Genomic DNA, 17,379 nt, shown 5'->3' on the forward strand with positions numbered 1-17,379 from the left:
AAAATTTGCGATAATTCATGGTACAACTGCACATATAAATTTTAATGTAAGTTGAATAACTATTTTGATCCCAACAGTGTAGGTGATACCATGAAATTACTAATAAGAACACTCACATTTTTTTGTTTATTTTTATGTTTCCAATCGATAACCTTCGCTTATTCGCTTGGAACTAATTACAATGTAAAAATTCGAGGTTCCTATGAAATTGGAAACAATTCTGGCAGGACTATAAATACTCGCCTTCAACCAATTCTCACAAATACCGTTGATTCATTATACAGTATGTTCTTAGACGAAAAGTCTTCAACACCTTTTACCAATATTACTTCCGTTGATAACAAGGGGAATCGTCGTGGAGAGACTTATCTTAACAGCATTCCTAACGGTTCGAAGGGTATATTAAATTATGAGTATCTAGTGAGGGCAAGTACAATTGACTATGAGGTTGATCCCGCTAATATATCTGCTGACTACAACTACAAATCAGATTTGTCTATTTATTTGCAACCATCTTTAAAAATCGAATCTGATGATTCTTTCATTAAAAATATAGCCACTCAAATCAAAAATTCAGTTCCTTCGAGTGACCGAAACCATCCTTACTTTATAACAAAGGCTGTTTACGATTATGTTCAAACACATATGTACTACACGTTTGATAATGGCGTTAGAAATAAGGGAGCATTATTCGCTGCTCATTACAATGTAGGAAACTGCGAAGATTACTCTTCCTTGATGGTCGCTCTTCTTCGCGCAAATAACATTCCTGCAAGAACGGTAACTGGCTTTAAAATAAAACCGTCTGATTTGCAAAATGGAGAAGTCAATCTGATTACTGGCGGTGTCTATGCGCGTCACATGTGGGTTGAGGTATATTTGCCCGGTTACGACTGGGTCGCTTTTGATCCCGTTATCTCCTCTTCTACCTTGCAAACATATGCGGTAAAAGATGAGAATGGTATATCTTACCCTTCTACCCCGTCTGTACAGGCTTATCGTCCACTATCTTCACCCGTTTATTCGAGTTTCGGCAAACTTCCCAATTTATATATCAAGGAACGTTACGATTTTGGAGAGGGGAAAAATCTTGCAAATGTTACATCCTCCCCTGCCTCATTTAATGAGTATTGGTTTGGCCAAATTGTTCCTTACAGTTCTTTTACTCCCATTACTTCTATTGCAATAAAAGAAAGGCTTGAGTATTCAACAACGCCTGTCACTTTGTCCGTGGAGGGAATGCAAAGCGATAATACAAAAGTTGTAATTCCAAGTAACACAATAACTTGGAGTTCCACCAATCCAAACGTAGCGGCTGTGGATTCAAATGGAAAGGTTTCGTTTTCAGGAAAAAATGGCTCTGTCACTATCACTGCAACTTATGAAGAGATGAGCGATTCTGTTTCAACCACAGTTAACCTTGCGCCTTCACTTACGACAATTGTTATCAATGAGTCGCTGGCTTACAGCACTTCTCCCGTCCAGTTAACGGCCACTGCCCGCTACTCTGATAATTCAACTCAAGCCTTGAGCAGCGGCGTCACATGGGAGTCCAGTGACCCTGCCGTTGCGACAGTTGACTCAGGAGGGAACGTCTCTTTTACAGGCAAAAACGGTTCCATCACCATTACCGCTTCGTATCAAGGACAGAGCGATTCCGTTTCCACTACGGTTAACTTAGTACCAACTTTGTCTGCCATTGCTATCAATGAGTCGCTGGCTTACAGTACTTCCCTTGTCCAGTTAACGGCCACTGCCTACTACTCTGATAATTCAACTCAGGTCTTGAGCAGTGGCGTCACTTGGGAGTCTAGTAACTCTACCGTTGCGACAGTCGATTCAAGCGGGAACGTCTCTTTTACTGGTCAGAATGGTTCTGTCACCATTACCGCTACGTATCAAGGACAGAGCGATTCCGTTTCCACTACGGTTAGCCTAGCACCAAGCCTTTCTGCCATTTCTATCAACGAGTCGCTGGCTTACAGTACATATCCTGTCCAGTTAACGGCCACTGCCCGTTACTCTGATAATTCATCTCAAGTCTTGAGCAGCGGCTCTACATGGGAGTCCAGTAACCCTGCTGTTGCGACAGTCGATTCCAACGGTAAAGTCTCTTTTACAGGTAAGGCTGGTTCTGTAACCATTACCGCTATTTTTCAAGGGAAGAGTAATTCAGTATCTACTACGGTTAGCCTTACACCAACCTTGACCGACATTACTATCAATGAATCACTGGCATTCAGCACTTCTCCCGTTCAGTTAACCGTTACCGCTCTCTATTCGGACAATTCAACTCAAGCCTTGAGTAAGGGCATTACATGGCATTCGAACAATTCTAACGTTGCGACTGTGGACTCCAATGGACGAGTTGTTTTTACAGGTGTTACTGGCTCAGTAAAGATTATCGCTTCTTATGATGGATTCTCGAATTCCGTATCAACCACAGTTAATAGAGAGGCAAAATTACTTGCCATTGCCATAAACGAATCATTGGCATACAGCAGTTCCCCATTACAACTTAGTGTAAATGGATACTACTCCGATGGGAGTACCAAATCCCTGAACGGTAATTCATGGCTCTCTAGCAACCCCAACGTAGCAACAGTTGACTCAAATGGCCGTGTATTATTTTCAGGAATGAATGGCTCCGTTACAATCGCAGTAACTTACGATGGTTTATCAAGTTCCGTAACTGCCAATGTAAATCGAACAAGTGGACGTCAACTCATTTCTATAAAAATTAACGAACCTCTAGTTTTCAGCAAAACACCATTAAAACTTACGGCTATCGGTCATTACTCGGACAATACAGCAGAATTACTCCAAAACGTATCATGGTCATCAACCAATGAAAATGTGGCTGGTGTCAATAATCAGGGAGAAGTCACCTTTACCGGAAATGAAGGACCTGTGGCGATTGCAGCAAGATATAACGGATTTAAGGACACGGTAAATACAGAAGTTGTTCTGGAGGTTGAAAAACCAACTTCATTACAAATTATGACTCCCTTGGAATACAGCGAAGAGCCACTCAGATTAAAGGTATATGCAAACTACGCTCCAGACAGGAAAGTACAGGTTAATAATGCGACTTGGGAAACTGATAACTCCAGAATTGCTACTGTTAGTTCAAATGGAACAGTTACTTTTACCGGAAAGAGTGGAAAAGTCACGATTTCTGTTAATTATCAAGGACTAACCGACTCGGTAAGCACCAAGGTTGAAGAAAACATATTGGAGAGTATTTTTATCAGAGAAGATCTCGAATACAGCGAGCGTACCGTCGATCTAACTGTTAAGGGAAGATACGCAGACGGTTCCACAAAAATACTGGACAATGTTACATGGAGTTCAAGTAACACCAAAGTAGCAAAGGTCAGCCAAAAAGGAGTAGTTACCTTCACTGGTAATGCAGGCAAGGTAACGATCACTGCAAGATATAAAGGAAAAACGGATGCTGTAAGAACAACCGTCTCGCGCAGTTCAAGCAACAATAATCGCAGTTATCGGGACAGTACGTCTGCCATACAGAAAGATTCAACCAACAGGACTCCATTTGCCAACAATATCGTTGACTCTGCTGCTGTTGAACGGAATACCGTCATGTTGGCTAAGAATCTTAAGTCTATTCCCGTTACCGATTTTTTGGATACCTCAAATCATTGGGCGAAAAAAGAGATACGTGTTGCAAGAGCATTGAACCTAACAAAAGGAAATCCCAATGGAACATTCAAACCTGACGATGCAATCACACGTGAAGAATTTGTTGCATTGGTTAGCCGAGCCTTCCAGATAAACCCGGTAAACGGGAATTCTTTTAAAGACACCCAACACAGTTGGGCAAAAGGCTACATCACTGCACTCGTAAAAAAAGGGATAGTGATTGGGAATGAAGACGGGACTTTCAAACCTGACAGTAATATTACTCGTGCTGAAATGGTAACGCTCATCTCCCGTTTGATAAATTTTGAGGTGATTCCCAATAACGGCAGCAAGTACTTCCCCGATATTCAACAGCATTGGGCAAAAGAGACAATTAACAAAGTTAGTCAGACAGGGCTAATCAAAGGCACAGATAACAATCTCTTTGCTCCAGAAGATAATACAACAAGGGCTGAGGCAATTGTAATTCTTCTGAGAACTTTGAGATTAAACTCGAATATTGATTCAGTGCTGTCTTTTTCACTGTAATATAAAAACAAGTCCTCTTGTCAGAGGACTTGTTTTTATATTAGTCGTATGTATTTTAAATTGTTTCACGTTTCGGAATTATCCGTTTCCATAGAGAACTGGGTTACATTTTCTATACCCTGTCTAATAAGATTACTTGTCCATTCTTCTCTTTCTTGCAATTTTTTAATGAGAGTCGGCAACTGATTTGCGATACTAAGAAAAGTGGATAGACTAGCCACAGTTATCAAGCATTTAGAATCTCCATGTAAACAAAATGTTGATTCTGGAGGATACCCACACTCTAACACAGCCCCTTTTACGGTGAGCCATTTTTTCGAGCCAACATTTGATGTGAATCGCTTAATGTCCACCGTACCGATGATCGGCATCTGTATTTGTGTTCCTGCTGGTAGGTTCCCGGCTATTTCATCTAATACACCACAGACGAGGTGCTGTAGATCTTTAATAAGCCTCTCTTTTTCCTCACTTTTCTCATAAAGTTCTTTCAACATATTTCGCAATAAATCCTTTTTCATGCTAAACATCTCTCCTCTCCATAATGGAAAAGGAAGTGGTTTGTTGTATTAGTTTATTGTTCTCCTTTTCTTTCAGTTATCCTGATTCTTGTATTATAACTGAAAAATAAAAATACCATATCGATATGAAATAACATTTGCATTCCGGATATTCGACATAAAACGACAACCAAACAGATGAAATTTCCTTTGTTTCGAGACCTCTGAGAAAATTACAACAGGCTTGATACAAATAATGCTCGCATTCCCTGATCCCTTCTGATTTGATTATAATAGCAGTAATGAAAATAAAAGGGTGATTGCCATGAATAAAAATGCTTATGACCTTAATCGTGAGCGCAAAAAACGCGAAATGAAGAATTTAGCGAAGCAACATGCTATGCCTGCTCCAGAAAATCTCAGTAACTGGCCTACATCTGTCATTCAGTCAGTAATAAATAGTATTCAAAAAAAGACAGGTATGTAGTCAAACTTCTAACTACACACCTTCAGGCTAACTAATCAGTATAATTTCTGTTGAAAAAAGAGCCTACATCGCACGAGGGGAAGGACCAATTCATGGGATTAAGAGTACGGTGTAATCCTCTTCTTCACAACCCAAAAAAGATAGCAGTACGGCTCTATACATACATTGGATATATAAATCTCTTTATCAGGTATGCAAATGCAATCAAGAATATAAACTCAGTTGTCTCTGCAGTATCAAATACATTCTGTCTGAACAGAAGCAGATCCAAACCGACAGCAGCCAGTCCCGCTCCACCAGCGAAAAAAGCAACTATGTATAGAACTCTCCAGAATTGCCTCAATAAAATCACCTCTGGTTCTACCTTATCCAGATTTGAAATAGTTTAATCCCCTTTTGAAGAGTCAAAAATGTATAGTAAAAGTAAAGCAAAAATGGAGGAAAAAATGAAAAAATACTATTTTAAATATTCATTAACTAAAAGAATTAGGGGGAAAATAACTACTGAATCAGGCAATGTTGCTATAACTGCTGATAGTTTAAAAAAGGCTCGGCAGATGGCCGCATGGAACACTAAGCCTTCAATTAATTTTGTTGTAGATTACAAATTAGAATTAATCAGTGAACAAGAAATTGCTGAATAATAAAAAGACGGAACTCCGGTTGAAGTGTTCCGCCATTGAAAGAGGAGGTAAAGTATAATAAAGTTATTCACACTATATATAGAGAACTTGTTAAGCAGTTCGTCCGTTCGGTTTAAAGTTGTCGCCAATGTTATTATCAAGAATGTGATAGATTCACTCTCCTCCTTCCAGTTCCCTCGTTTGCTGAAGACAATTGCTTGTAGAATACTTTTTTGAATTCATATCAAACATTTAGAAGCGGGACCGTGTTAGACGCGCTCAGAGCCTCATATTCGCACGGAATAAATCCGTAGTAATCTAAGCCAGTAACCGGGCAGAAGCCCCGTATTGCCTTATAAACAACCCAGAAGGGTATTTGAAAGCCAATTGCATTTACTGACTATAGAACTGTTATTTCGTGTTAACAAATCTTCACCAATTCCTCTAGGCTGTCAACATAAATCGAATGTCGTATCCGTTATTTGGGAGCAAGAAAACCAAATGATTTATATAGTTTTCCCCCTTCTTTCTCTTCTTCAAGAATATTACTATTTAATTTGCCCCTCCAATTTCTTCCGATCCCCGGTCCCGGTTCACCATAAACCTGATTTTTTTGTAAATTGCAGTCATTTGCTTTTCTACATGCATTTGTCGTTCTGTTTTATCAAGTAATTCAAGTCCTAAACTACTGGCCGCATCTTTCTCTTTAAACTCGTCAAAAATCCCAGATATTTGTACTTCCAGCAAGTTAAACTCATCTTCATATCTAAAATAGACCTTCTCTAGATTTTCAATTTCTTTTCTGTAATCCATCACACATTACCCCCTTATAGATAACTCTGTAACCAAAAAAAAGTTGCAAATTGAACAATTGTAGCAAGAAGAATTATAGTATTGCGAACTGGCTTATCTCTTTCTGTAATAAATTCAAAAATAGTAAGAATCAAAAACAGAATAGCCATTCCGAGTATATACAAACTGATAATCATGCGATATTCCTCCTATCGAGTTAGATAACAAAAAAGAGCAAACCAACAACACATCTTGCACCCTCTTGTGTGTTGTGATTGCTCATATCGAGTATTTGCTCAATCATTCATATGCGATTCTCGTACTTATCTCTTAGACAAAAACTTTTTGAATCCCTTGTTTTTATTCAGAAATATTTCCAAGATTGTTTCTTGCTATTGCATTCCTTGCGGAACTTACTGCATTCAGATACATAAAGCCTCCATTCCCGATCAGAATCGCGGCCACACTAATGAACTTGAAGAAATCCACTTGAGGAAAGAATGTGTTAGTAGCATAGAAGTAAGTTCCCGCTGCACATACAAGCGATACGATTGCAAGTAATGCTGCCATAACCAAACGGTTCTCTAGTCCCCACTCCTCGTCGATATGCCAGAGCATAAACCCTCCGATAATCAGCGATCCCATCGCTAGTATTGCATATCTCCCCATACTGATTTCCGTAAGGAAAAGACTCTTTATTGGCAGATACAAAATAATGGACATAATCAAACAATTGAAAAAGAGAATAACACTAGTCAAAAGGGCAGGGAAATTCGTTTTATCCAGTAAGCGCTCGATTTTATCTAACATCCGTCATCACTCCTATATCAGAAACACAGACTAGAATGTATGTTCTTATACGTATATATCTAGTATATCATCCAATCCATATTCTGTCAGGTCCAAACCAAATACCTATTGCATATTTATCGTCGTAAGCAATGAAATGCAAACGCATATTCTTATTCGATTTGAGTGTAAGCATTATGGAGAAGCGGGACAATTTGTTTGCATCAATGCGAATGATTTTGCCACAGCGACGGGACATCATTCTGGAACTGCAGGAAGAAAAGATGTTGATTCAGCAGCCGGTTTTGGAGCAGGGAAAATTAGAGCAGTTCGATTATGCCATCCGCGACTCTGCACGAAATGACTATGTTACTGTTAGTTAGTGGAAGGATAAAAAGAACGGACTCGGCACTCTCTTCTCATTTTGGGGAGTCGTCAAATATGTAGTTACAAAAAAATCAAAATCGTAAATGTCACTGAAACAGTGTGGATCGAGTCCCGCTTCATTACGAATGTCATGCCGACTGAAGTAAAAGAAGCGGGATTATCCCGCTCCTAAGTTGATTACAATTGTTTAAATTGTATTGTCCCCTTTTTTATATCAATATCAATTGGATCGACTATGATTTCCATTATGTTTACATTAATATCTTCTCTATAAAATACTACTAACCTAACTGGTTCTTCTATGTTTTTAGTTCTTTCTCTTCTCACGGTATCGAACCCAAAATGGTCTATAATTTTACGCTCCTGATTTCGTGTAAAAAAATTAAAAAGCAACCAAATATGTCCCTGTATCGGAGCGGGACAAATTGTATGGTTGCTGTGTTGAAAGATTGTTGTTGTTGTAAGTTTAGCCTTGCTCGGCTGGTGTTTCTGCCTCTGTCTCTGTCTGACTTAGCATCAAATCATCAGAAGCATTCTCAATGTCAATCTGATCGAGAATCACCCAGTTGAGTGAGCAGTAGTCCTTGCCACTGGTCTGTGTCAAAAACAGGTGATACAAACCACTGGTCTGCTCTTTATTCAAGTAGATCCTCTCTGTGGCTCCGTGCGTTTCTCCCTTGCTGTCTGTGAACGAATAGGACAGCCGTAAATGTGAATTCCCGCTTGGGTACTCAATCACTGTAGCAATACCCTCAGAGGCTTTGATTCCGTCCATCAAGTCGCTTAGTGTCATAGTTTCTGCTCTCCCTTTGAATTTTTTACTCATTTGCTTTGTTTTGTACATTATCTTGGAGTAATCATCTTGAGTGAAAGAAACATTTTTAAACAGATTGTGTCTTCTTACTGACTGAATCGTTATAGCCATTTGTTTCTCTATGCTGTCATAACTTGTTTCTTGCGAAAATCTTGGACTGAAAAAGAAAATCTCTGAACAAAGTTTCTCAGTGTCTCTGTTGAAGAAGAACTTCACAACCACCATAGAGCCATTCTTTACGAATGTCTTCTTGTGAACAATGTACTTGTTCTCTGTCATTGTTTCTTTCACCTCTTCAGAAGAGTTAGAACTATCATTTGTGTGCTCGTTCTGTCGCTGTAAAGATACGATTAAAGACAAAGGGCATTACTTGTATCTTTGACAAAACTGCTTCAAATCCTGTTATTTTAAGAACGCTTGTTTGTGTTTTTATTATAACGTATCTCGAAGAGGTTGTCGCACCATCAAGGGAAAAACATCCAAGGAAAAAGCAAAAAGTGGAGATTATTCTCCACTCGCTTTCAAGTGATCTTGAATTGCAATGCTTTTCTTTAGTTTGTCCAGTTGTTGTTTATTGAAGAATACGAACTCTGCTCCTTGGATTGGCAAATTACTTAATACCAGTACGGTTGCCTCTGTGCGAAGAATACGGGCTCTACCTACTGCCTGTAGCAATTCTGATTCGATTAGATAGAACTGGATTTCCTTCAATAAGTCTTTGTTTGAGTATGTTTGATAGTAGAACTTAAATCCGTTCCGAATCACAGGTTGGTACTCCATCTTACTATCATCAAATCCTAATTTTTGACCTAACGCAGCCGAAAAAAGCAGGTATGTAAGTGGGTGTACATTTGGAGTCCCCAGAATGGTTATGTTCTGTCCTTTCAGATAGTCTACACCGGCCGTTGCTCCGAAAGTTGGTGTTTGTTCTAATGTCTTCATCATGTTTTTGTATGTAATAACTTGGCTATTTGGATTGTATGTGTTGATTAAATTCTCTGCTAAGTTCAGCATTTCTTCTTTGTTTTCTTTGATTGAATAACGGCTAAAGGATTTACTTGGAATTTGAATGATTTTTCCCTTCGTTTCGACAAGTCCTAAGTCGTAGAATTTAATCTGCTGTCCGAAAACAATTTTAGATATCCGTTCGTTGATGGTGGCACTCATAATAATCACTTTTTTCGCAGGGAGTTGTTTTCGACTAATGAAGTTAATGAACTCAATCTCTCCATATGCTTTCACTTTTACATAATAAGTGCAGTTCAGAAAACCGAGGATGTTTGTATTCACATCGTCGCTCTTTACAACTTCCTGCTCCATCTCTTCTGCAGTAGACAAGAAGAATGATGCTGCTTCTTGAATTAAACCAATTGGGGCATCCATTACTTGCTTTTCAAGACTAGACAGCACATCTATATCCATTTGATTTGATTTCGTTTGTTTGAGTTTTGCAATTGCTAAAGTAAAATCTGCAAGGCTCATGCTGGACTGTGGAAACAGTGTTGGAATAATATCTTCGTCAACAATAAGTATATCATTGTGGTCTTTTGTATAAATGGCTCTTTGATGAGTAGTAAGTATTGTTGTATTTTTAACTGTCTTAGCACTTTCGATATCTCTTATGTATTTATCAATAACAATCCCTTGATGAGTGAATTCTTTAGCAAGGTCACGAAGATATACATTTGCTGTCTTAAATGCCCCCAAAGAATAAAGATGTTCAAGTTTCTGTCTGACCTCCGTGGTTAAATTATCCGGGAGTTGAGGAACTGTAAAATGTCTGACTCCGCTCTCCTTCATTCGATTGCTTACCTCGTCTTTTAGTGCATGAGTTGGTAATGCGATAGTTGCTTTGTGTTGTTTGCAGGCTTGAACATACAGTTCCGTTTTACCGATACCGGTTGGAGCCTTAATAACATAAATTCCTTCCTCTTCATTTTCAATTATCTGTGTAAAGATATGCTCCAACTCTTTTTCTGCTTGAGGAAGTGACTTTAAATGTTCTTCTTCTAAAACCTGAACTCTGCCACGAACTAGTTTTCCTTGATCTATTACATTGCGAGCATGTTGGCAAGAATCAGCGAACGGGCAGAACGAATCGCAACGACTTGGAGCATAATTGCACTTTGAAATCTGATTAGCCATGACATTCCAAGAATCAATTTTTCGAGCGTATTCCTTACGGCTATTTAGTATTTGCTGAACTTTTTCCTTCCCGCCTTTAATGTGCAGTAGGTTAGTCATGAGTCCGAACATTTCTTCGTGATACAACCAATAGTCGCCGCTTAGGGCTTCTCTAAATAGTTGGCAGTTATCTTCTAGTTCATCGAAATTAAAGTTGCGAATGAGAGTAAACTCTTCTTTCGTCTTTTCGATATTAAACTTAGTATCTTTGCTGCTGTCAGTTTTTAAATAATGTTCTTGCGCGTTATCTTTGCTGAAATACAGTATGTAATTTTGACTAAAAATCGGGCAAATCCTATTATATATTATAGGATTTGTCCAGTTTTTAGTCAGTTTCACATGTACATTAGCCCCTACAATCCCTGCTATTTCTGACTCATTCTCAAAAGTTTGTATCTTTGGATACCCATTCACCATATCTATCCCCACAAAACGGCAATACTTTTCCATATCCCTAGTCGGATTACTTCCAGTACGAATATAGGCACAAACCGAGGTTAACAGTCCGGGGACAGTAATTATGTTATCGTAGTTTTCATAAGCGATTTCTTTCCCGCCAAACAGCAATCGAGCCGCATCTTTTGTTGCACGATCCGTTTCTGGAAAAACAAACATTAACGATTTCTGAACTAAATCCCTTACTCGAATGTCTGTAACCTCTTCATCAAGTAAAAAGATTACACGGAACTTTTCATGCTCTTTTGTACTTCTGAACGAAGTGTAGATAATTATTGGCATAAGATTAAAGTCATTGCATCGTTCAAGCACTTGTTGAATACTAATGTCTTCATCAATATCTAGTGCGAAAATCTGCTGACTTACCCAAGTCGCATTAGTTCTTTCTCCACTTTTAAAAATCGATGGAGAAAAAGAACGGGCATTTGGACAAACCACTTCTTTTGCAAAATCCTGAATTGAAATTTGGCTAGCAGAAATACCAAGTCTTGATGATATTCCTGCTATCTCCTGTTTCTCTGGTTTCCGATTAAATCCTACTTTATCAAGACTTACATTTACTTTTAACTGGCGAAAATCGCCTCCTTTACTCGTCATTTTCATCGCCTCCTCTGCTGACGGAGGGATGTACTTCATTTGTATTTTTATTGAAGGGTCTTTTTGTTATTGTTTATCCCTATAAGACTTTATAGCCCTCTTGTAATGTAAAAGTGTTTCTGCACTCCAGAAGGGGCATAACCTCTTTTTACATTTCCAAATACTCATATATCCTGTTCTTGCACTCTTTGAAGCAGTTGTATTTCTCTGATGTTGGATTGTTCGTCTGTTCGTTTCTCCAAAGTTTGTTGAATTTCGGCATAAATATCTTAGAAAAATCGTCTATGTCAAAATATGAATGTTTCTTACTATTTACAGTGACATCAATACCCACTATTTCTGCAGAGTATTTGATTTTCTTGAAACTGAAATTTATATCGAACAATTTGAATGAGAGTAAATCACTCTCTCTTTCTCTTTGATAGTTCTCATAATGCCCCGACAGGATTTGTTTTATCTCTTCTATTGAAAGAACATAATCTTTATTCATATCAATCCCACTCCCTTTCTATATAGATTTCGTTCGGTTCTCTTAAATCTCTTAGAAATCTGAACTCTTCTGCTGTTACATCTTCGTTTACAAAATACTTGTAAGAGTTCCCCTCCGGATCGCATTCAAAAAAGTTCATTTGCAAGTTATATGTATTGTTCTCTTCATCTAATCTTGCGATTACATAGTTTGCTGCACGATAGTCATTTATTAAGCGATTTGTCATATCGCAACACCTCCTTTTTGTAATGAACAATCTTGGTCTTTAACCAATTCCCACCCCATCAATTTCTTTCTTCTATGAGTATCTTCTTTATTCAAATAATCAACTTGCTTGGTTTTATCAAATTCCCAAGTACCGTCTTTTTTCTTACGTCGCCAGATTGCATATGTATAATCGTCATTTGCTATGATTTTAAATTCTTCATCAATAATCTTTCCAAGCATCCTCTTTGTGAGAACACTTCCGTTTTTTACACTCCCATACAGTATTGCCATACGGCATCACTCTCCTTTCTGAGGTTTAAAGCCCCATTGGTAGCCCCAAGAAATCCTGAGGCCACTATGGAGTTTTAAAACTATTCCGTTTCCTTCGGATAATATTCTTTGATATATCCCAACAACTTATCTTCATATTTTTCAATTAAATCCGCGTATTCTTTGTGAAAGTATTTAACATTGTCTAATCCGTCAAAAATGCATTCTGCATAATATCTTCTTATCAACTCTTGTTGTTCATAATCACAATCAAAGTGACTTATATAATCAAATGCAGCAGTGATACTTTCAAGAAATAATTCTATTGCTTCTTCTTTGCTGGTTGTATACGAATATGAACTCATATAATCAACAGCATAATACTCTATCACAAATTCCTCTTCGTTTTTGTAAAAAAGGACAATATAATGAGCGTCATCATATCGTTCACCCATCCTAACGCTAAACACTAACTCTACTTCTTCATTGTTAATCATTTCTTCATAATCTTTTTCCAGTTCCATACATATCATCCTCCTCTTATTAGCCCTCCTGCCGCCCCACCTTTTTGTTTGAAGTGTTTCGCCTCACTTTGTGAAAATAAAAACCACCAGAAAGCACACCTCCAGATTCAAAAAGAACTGGTTTCAGGTGTAATTTGCTTTGTTGGTGGTTTGTTGAAAGTGTATTTGTTGTGTGTTGTTTCACTACATTTTATCTACATTCTAGTGTAAAAAAATATCTTATACTTGAAGTATATAACAAACATATGTTTGTGTCAAATTATAAGAGCATTTTTTGAAATTTTTTATTGACTTTTTTCTATACATTTATATAGTACATTATCGGACGATATCCTTTTTTATTTTAGAAAAAATTTTATATGAATGAAACTTTTTAAATTATTGCACGTTTAACTATGATACGACATAAAAACAACTGGAGGGATACAAATGAGAGTTGTAGCATTTATTAACGAAAAAGCAGATATACATAACCAAAATTCCATCAATAACATTAATGCCGAAGTTAGCAGCCATATTCAAAATAAAAACTGGGACTTGGTTACTATCTATAATCAAGATAGTTTGTTTTTTAATCACATTGATAAGATGGATAATTACGATATGATTGTTTTCTATTGTCACGAGGACTTAATTTATCTAAAAGAAAGTAAGGTAAAAAAACTTATAAATGTTGTAGATAGTGAAGAGAAAAAGAAGCGTTTATATTTCGTTTCTAATCAAGCAGAAATAAACTTTTCCGAAATCATTTGGGATAGATTTATTAATGCACTTAAATTATTTCATTCAGACAAAGAAAACAATCAAGAAGTATTTAACAATATGATAGAAGCATTGTCCGATGCTGCTATTCATCCTGATTTGACTGAGGCAGTTTATAACAATCGCTTTTCAAACAACATGTTCGATTCAAATACTAAAAGATGGGTGTATTCAAAAGCAATTTTCTATGTTAATACACGTAAGGACTCTTTAGAAGTAATGAAGCAAAAATACTCAAGTATTCTCGATATTTGCTATCATAATAATTATGATTACTCAATATTTCGAGACTATAACGATTTTATGCAAGCATTAGAGTTACATAATTATAAACGTGCATATATCTACGACTTCAGTGGATTAAACGAAAATATGTTTAAAAACATAGTAACAAAGTCGTATGAAAGTGGTGCTTATGTTACTGTATTGGAATCAAACGAATTTTTCCATGAGCCAATTGAAGAAGTGATGCTTAAAGTAGCGGAAGTTTTTCAAGTTAAACAAGATAAATCGTAATATTCTCTCCTACTCATGTTTTTAAGCATGAGTATTTTTCTTTTACAAGGCTATTTTTGTCCCAATCAGTCGTGAGAATATATATAAATAAAAGTAAATGACTAGGAGTGGTCGTATGAATGTCGTGTCTTACATTAATCAATCGGACGAAGCACTATTCAATGAGCAGTTAGAATCAGTCAAAGAGTATTGCAACGAACAGAACTGGCGACATGTGATGAACTTCGACACTCTTGAGTTATTGACGAAGTACATGCAATACACTCACATTGTGCTTGTTAACAACGAAACTGAACTGATTGAAAGTCCATTTAAGCGGCTTGTTGAATTAGTCCAGTGGGCTGCCAAGCACGATGTGGCCTTGATTATCAAGGAAGGACAGATTGAAATAAATACACACACTCTATCTGAAGACAGCCTGTTCCTGTCTTTCCCAACGGCTTTTGAGAAGATGGTAGCCGAACGAACAAGAACACATGAGGAACTTAAAATGCTAAAGACAGAAATCCTAAAAAGCATAATCTCTCGACATTGCATATAAACGAAGTAAGGCAAGCAACAGTTCCCCTGTCACTTGCCTTTTTTCCATACTAAGCGTATTTCTCCATCAACTGACCGATAAAAGTACTTACGTCAACTAAGTCGGCTCTGTATTCTGTTGGATACATATTATGATACGGCTTTGGTACAACTAGAACGACATTTTCTTCTTTCATTTCCTGCAGTTGATTCTTAGTTATTCCCTGTTGCAAGGTCAGGAGATGCTTCACAGGAATCTTATTAGCCTCATTAAGGATCTGCCGCCAACGGTCCTTACAGGTTGTTTTTGCTCCCAAAAATGTCAGCAGCGATGAATTTGCATCATCCCGCGCATAATATTTGTTCGACGGAAATAGAAAATCTGGCTTCTTGTTTCCTTCCGTTTTACCGGGATGGTCAAATGGTAAATCAAATTCTCTAAAGATAAAATCAGCATGATGTTCTAGCGATTTACCAGCCCTACTCTTACGACGATTTAGAATAGAGTTTGCAATATCAATAAACTTTTCTACATCACCGATGGCAGTTTCTATATATGGCTTATATATTGCTTGTTCCAATGCTTTAAATAACGAATACTCAATATCAATCCAATGTAGTAGTGCTAAGTCTGGGCTCCACTCTTTCTTATTCAACTTAAAATAAAACTCTCTCGCTTTTAGGGCTAATTCAATTGTAGCAGGGAAATCATCTTCATCCGAAAAATCATTTGCATAGCCCTTTATCAATTTGTCGAGTTTGTTTGGTTTATCATCTTTTTCTAGGCCGTAGACAGCACTTGTATGAACGATAGAAAGGCTAAAGAAATTGATAAACTCTTCAATATCGTCATCCGTTGACAATATAAATCCATAAAATTCATGTTTATCTGCTTCAACAAGAATTAGTAAGTCGCCACAATGCTCTGCCTTGTTGTATGGAGACTCCTTCCAAAAACGTGTAATCCGATATTCTCGTCTTGTTCCTGTCCCGTACCAAATTCCCCTGCTTTCAACTGGTGGAATTCCATCTTCCCAATGGATTCGAATCCATGATTCCTTGTTTTCACCTTTCTGCCCCGGCTCGTCAAATAAAAATGGCCAAGCCTCAACACTAACAAGGACACCCTCCTGATGCGCTTTTGTTAAGCCAGTATCGTTAGCACTTAAGAATTTACAAAAGAAACGGCCATATTTCCTAGCCGTTTCTATAGCATTGTCTAAATTACTTTGCATACAGTATCTTGCCCTTCTATTTCGATTCTTCTGTTTGCATCCAATGCCTCAATCATTTTTTCGGCAATTGCAGAGACAACTGGAACAGCGACAGAATTTCCAAATTGTTTGTATGCAGCAGTATTCGACACAACAATTTTAAATCCTTCAGGGAAGCCCTGAAGTCTTGCGCATTCTCTTGGAGTTAATCGTCGTGGATTCTTTCCTTCCTGTGGGATTAGTATTTCTGAGCCATCTTTATGATAGCGTGCGCTTAGTGTACGAGAGTGTCCGTCTAGATTTGCCAACCCAAAACCAAATCCGTTCCCTTTTTGACGATGTTTTTCTGCATATGCTTGCAGATACTCCCACAATTTATCAGACAATGTGTATTTATCATCTACATCTTCTTCCAAAATAGACCTTAAAGGTGGTCCTTGCTCTGGCAGTTTGGGAAACTCAAATTTAATTGGATCTCTGAAGCCAACAATATAAATTCGTTCTCTATGTTGAGGTACCAGACCTTTAGCATCTAGAACTTCATCGTAAACAGTATAGCCAAGATCTTCTTTCAATACTTTCATGATTGTTTGATAAGTCCTCTTCTTATCATGACTCCGTAGGTTTTTAACATTTTCGAGCAAAAATGCTCTTGGTCTTTTTGCATGTAAGATATTTGCAATGTTAAAAAATAGTGTTCCTTGGGTTTCGTCAGCAAAACCATGTGCTCTTCCTAGAGAAGCCTTTTTAGAAACCCCTGCGAGACTGAATGGCTGACAAGGGAAACCTGCCAATAGAATATCATGGTCTGGAATATCTTCTGGTTCAATAGTTCGAATATCTCCATGTGGTTTTTCCCCGAAATTCGCTTCATATGTTTCTTGTGCTTTAACATCCCATTCAGAAGTAAATACACAAACGCCTCCCTGCCGTTCGAAGGCCATTCTAATACCACCGACACCTGCGAATAAATCTATAAAAGCAAACATTTGATTCCTCCACCCACGTTGCTTACGAACATAGTTTCTTATTCTTATTATATCATGTGTATGTCCTGCTT

The 17,379-nt window shown here is 37.7% G+C and carries 18 protein-coding genes; 6 read left to right on the top strand and 12 right to left on the bottom strand.

Annotated elements, in window-relative coordinates; translation table 11 throughout:
- The first annotated feature begins 90 nt into the window (after window positions 1-90).
- Window positions 91-4,191 (top strand): Ig-like domain-containing protein, encoded by a 4,101-nt coding sequence (locus tag NDK47_RS23820; protein ID WP_251872220.1) that lies wholly within the window; start codon window positions 91-93, stop codon window positions 4,189-4,191.
- Window positions 4,192-4,256: 65 nt separating this feature from the next.
- Here the strand turns inward: NDK47_RS23820 and NDK47_RS23825 are convergent, their stop codons facing one another.
- Window positions 4,257-4,709, bottom strand: coding sequence for a hypothetical protein (locus NDK47_RS23825; RefSeq protein ID WP_251872221.1), 453 nt, complete (start codon window positions 4,707-4,709; stop codon window positions 4,257-4,259).
- 304 nt (window positions 4,710-5,013) lie between these two features.
- Here NDK47_RS23825 and NDK47_RS23830 point away from each other — a divergent pair, with 304 nt between their 5' ends.
- Both NDK47_RS23830 and NDK47_RS23835 read left to right on the top strand, forming a co-directional pair.
- Complete coding sequence (locus tag NDK47_RS23830; protein ID WP_251872222.1) at window positions 5,014-5,175, top strand: hypothetical protein; 162 nt, start codon at window positions 5,014-5,016, stop codon at window positions 5,173-5,175.
- A gap of 446 nt (window positions 5,176-5,621) precedes the next feature.
- Window positions 5,622-5,819: a hypothetical protein gene (locus NDK47_RS23835; RefSeq protein ID WP_251872223.1), complete on the top strand. Its 198-nt coding sequence runs from the start codon at window positions 5,622-5,624 to the stop codon at window positions 5,817-5,819.
- 531 nt (window positions 5,820-6,350) lie between these two features.
- Here the strand turns inward: NDK47_RS23835 and NDK47_RS23840 are convergent.
- From NDK47_RS23840 to NDK47_RS23850, 3 genes are all read right to left on the bottom strand, one after another.
- Entirely contained in the window at window positions 6,351-6,611 is a 261-nt protein-coding gene (locus NDK47_RS23840; protein ID WP_251872224.1) for a hypothetical protein, read from the bottom strand.
- 14 nt (window positions 6,612-6,625) lie between these two features.
- Window positions 6,626-6,787, bottom strand: coding sequence for a hypothetical protein (locus NDK47_RS23845; protein ID WP_251872225.1), 162 nt, complete (start codon window positions 6,785-6,787; stop codon window positions 6,626-6,628).
- 163 nt (window positions 6,788-6,950) lie between these two features.
- The gene (locus NDK47_RS23850) at window positions 6,951-7,400 is read right to left on the bottom strand and encodes a hypothetical protein (RefSeq protein ID WP_251872226.1); all 450 of its coding nucleotides are present in this window, start codon (window positions 7,398-7,400) and stop codon (window positions 6,951-6,953) included.
- Between the two features lie 194 nt (window positions 7,401-7,594).
- Here NDK47_RS23850 and NDK47_RS23855 point away from each other — a divergent pair, with 194 nt between their 5' ends.
- On the top strand, window positions 7,595-7,762 hold the full coding sequence (locus NDK47_RS23855) for a hypothetical protein (protein WP_251872227.1): 168 nt from the start codon (window positions 7,595-7,597) through the stop codon (window positions 7,760-7,762).
- A 470-nt stretch (window positions 7,763-8,232) separates the two neighbouring features.
- On the opposite strand, the gene NDK47_RS23860 is transcribed toward NDK47_RS23855, so the two are convergent.
- The 6 genes from NDK47_RS23860 to NDK47_RS23885 form a co-directional block, all read right to left on the bottom strand.
- On the bottom strand, window positions 8,233-8,559 hold the full coding sequence (locus NDK47_RS23860; RefSeq protein WP_251872228.1) for a hypothetical protein: 327 nt from the start codon (window positions 8,557-8,559) through the stop codon (window positions 8,233-8,235).
- A gap of 525 nt (window positions 8,560-9,084) precedes the next feature.
- Window positions 9,085-11,817, bottom strand: coding sequence for a hypothetical protein (locus tag NDK47_RS23865; RefSeq protein WP_251872229.1), 2,733 nt, complete (start codon window positions 11,815-11,817; stop codon window positions 9,085-9,087).
- 148 nt (window positions 11,818-11,965) lie between these two features.
- Window positions 11,966-12,307: a hypothetical protein gene (locus NDK47_RS23870; protein WP_251872230.1), complete on the bottom strand. Its 342-nt coding sequence runs from the start codon at window positions 12,305-12,307 to the stop codon at window positions 11,966-11,968.
- A 1-nt stretch (window position 12,308) separates the two neighbouring features.
- Window positions 12,309-12,533, bottom strand: coding sequence for a hypothetical protein (locus tag NDK47_RS23875; RefSeq protein WP_251872231.1), 225 nt, complete (start codon window positions 12,531-12,533; stop codon window positions 12,309-12,311).
- A complete protein-coding gene (locus NDK47_RS23880) occupies window positions 12,530-12,805 on the bottom strand; it encodes a hypothetical protein (RefSeq protein WP_251872232.1) in 276 nt (91 codons plus the stop codon). The genes NDK47_RS23875 and NDK47_RS23880 overlap by 4 nt, the downstream gene beginning before the upstream one ends.
- Before the next feature lie 80 nt (window positions 12,806-12,885).
- On the bottom strand, window positions 12,886-13,308 hold the full coding sequence (locus tag NDK47_RS23885; protein WP_251872233.1) for a hypothetical protein: 423 nt from the start codon (window positions 13,306-13,308) through the stop codon (window positions 12,886-12,888).
- A gap of 429 nt (window positions 13,309-13,737) precedes the next feature.
- On the opposite strand from NDK47_RS23885, the gene NDK47_RS23890 reads away from it, so the two are divergent.
- Window positions 13,738-14,586 (top strand): hypothetical protein, encoded by an 849-nt coding sequence (locus NDK47_RS23890; protein ID WP_251872234.1) that lies wholly within the window; start codon window positions 13,738-13,740, stop codon window positions 14,584-14,586.
- Between the two features lie 115 nt (window positions 14,587-14,701).
- On the top strand, window positions 14,702-15,127 hold the full coding sequence (locus NDK47_RS23895; RefSeq protein ID WP_251872235.1) for a hypothetical protein: 426 nt from the start codon (window positions 14,702-14,704) through the stop codon (window positions 15,125-15,127).
- A gap of 49 nt (window positions 15,128-15,176) precedes the next feature.
- On the opposite strand, the gene NDK47_RS23900 is transcribed toward NDK47_RS23895, so the two are convergent.
- On the bottom strand, window positions 15,177-16,340 hold the full coding sequence (locus NDK47_RS23900; RefSeq protein ID WP_251872236.1) for a type II restriction endonuclease: 1,164 nt from the start codon (window positions 16,338-16,340) through the stop codon (window positions 15,177-15,179).
- Window positions 16,325-17,308: a DNA (cytosine-5-)-methyltransferase gene (gene dcm, locus NDK47_RS23905; RefSeq protein WP_251872237.1), complete on the bottom strand. Its 984-nt coding sequence runs from the start codon at window positions 17,306-17,308 to the stop codon at window positions 16,325-16,327. The genes NDK47_RS23900 and dcm overlap by 16 nt, the downstream gene beginning before the upstream one ends.
- Window positions 17,309-17,379 lie beyond the last annotated feature (71 nt).

The sequence above is a fragment of the Brevibacillus ruminantium genome, from assembly GCF_023746555.1.
Taxonomy (GTDB): domain Bacteria; phylum Bacillota; class Bacilli; order Brevibacillales; family Brevibacillaceae; genus Brevibacillus; species Brevibacillus ruminantium.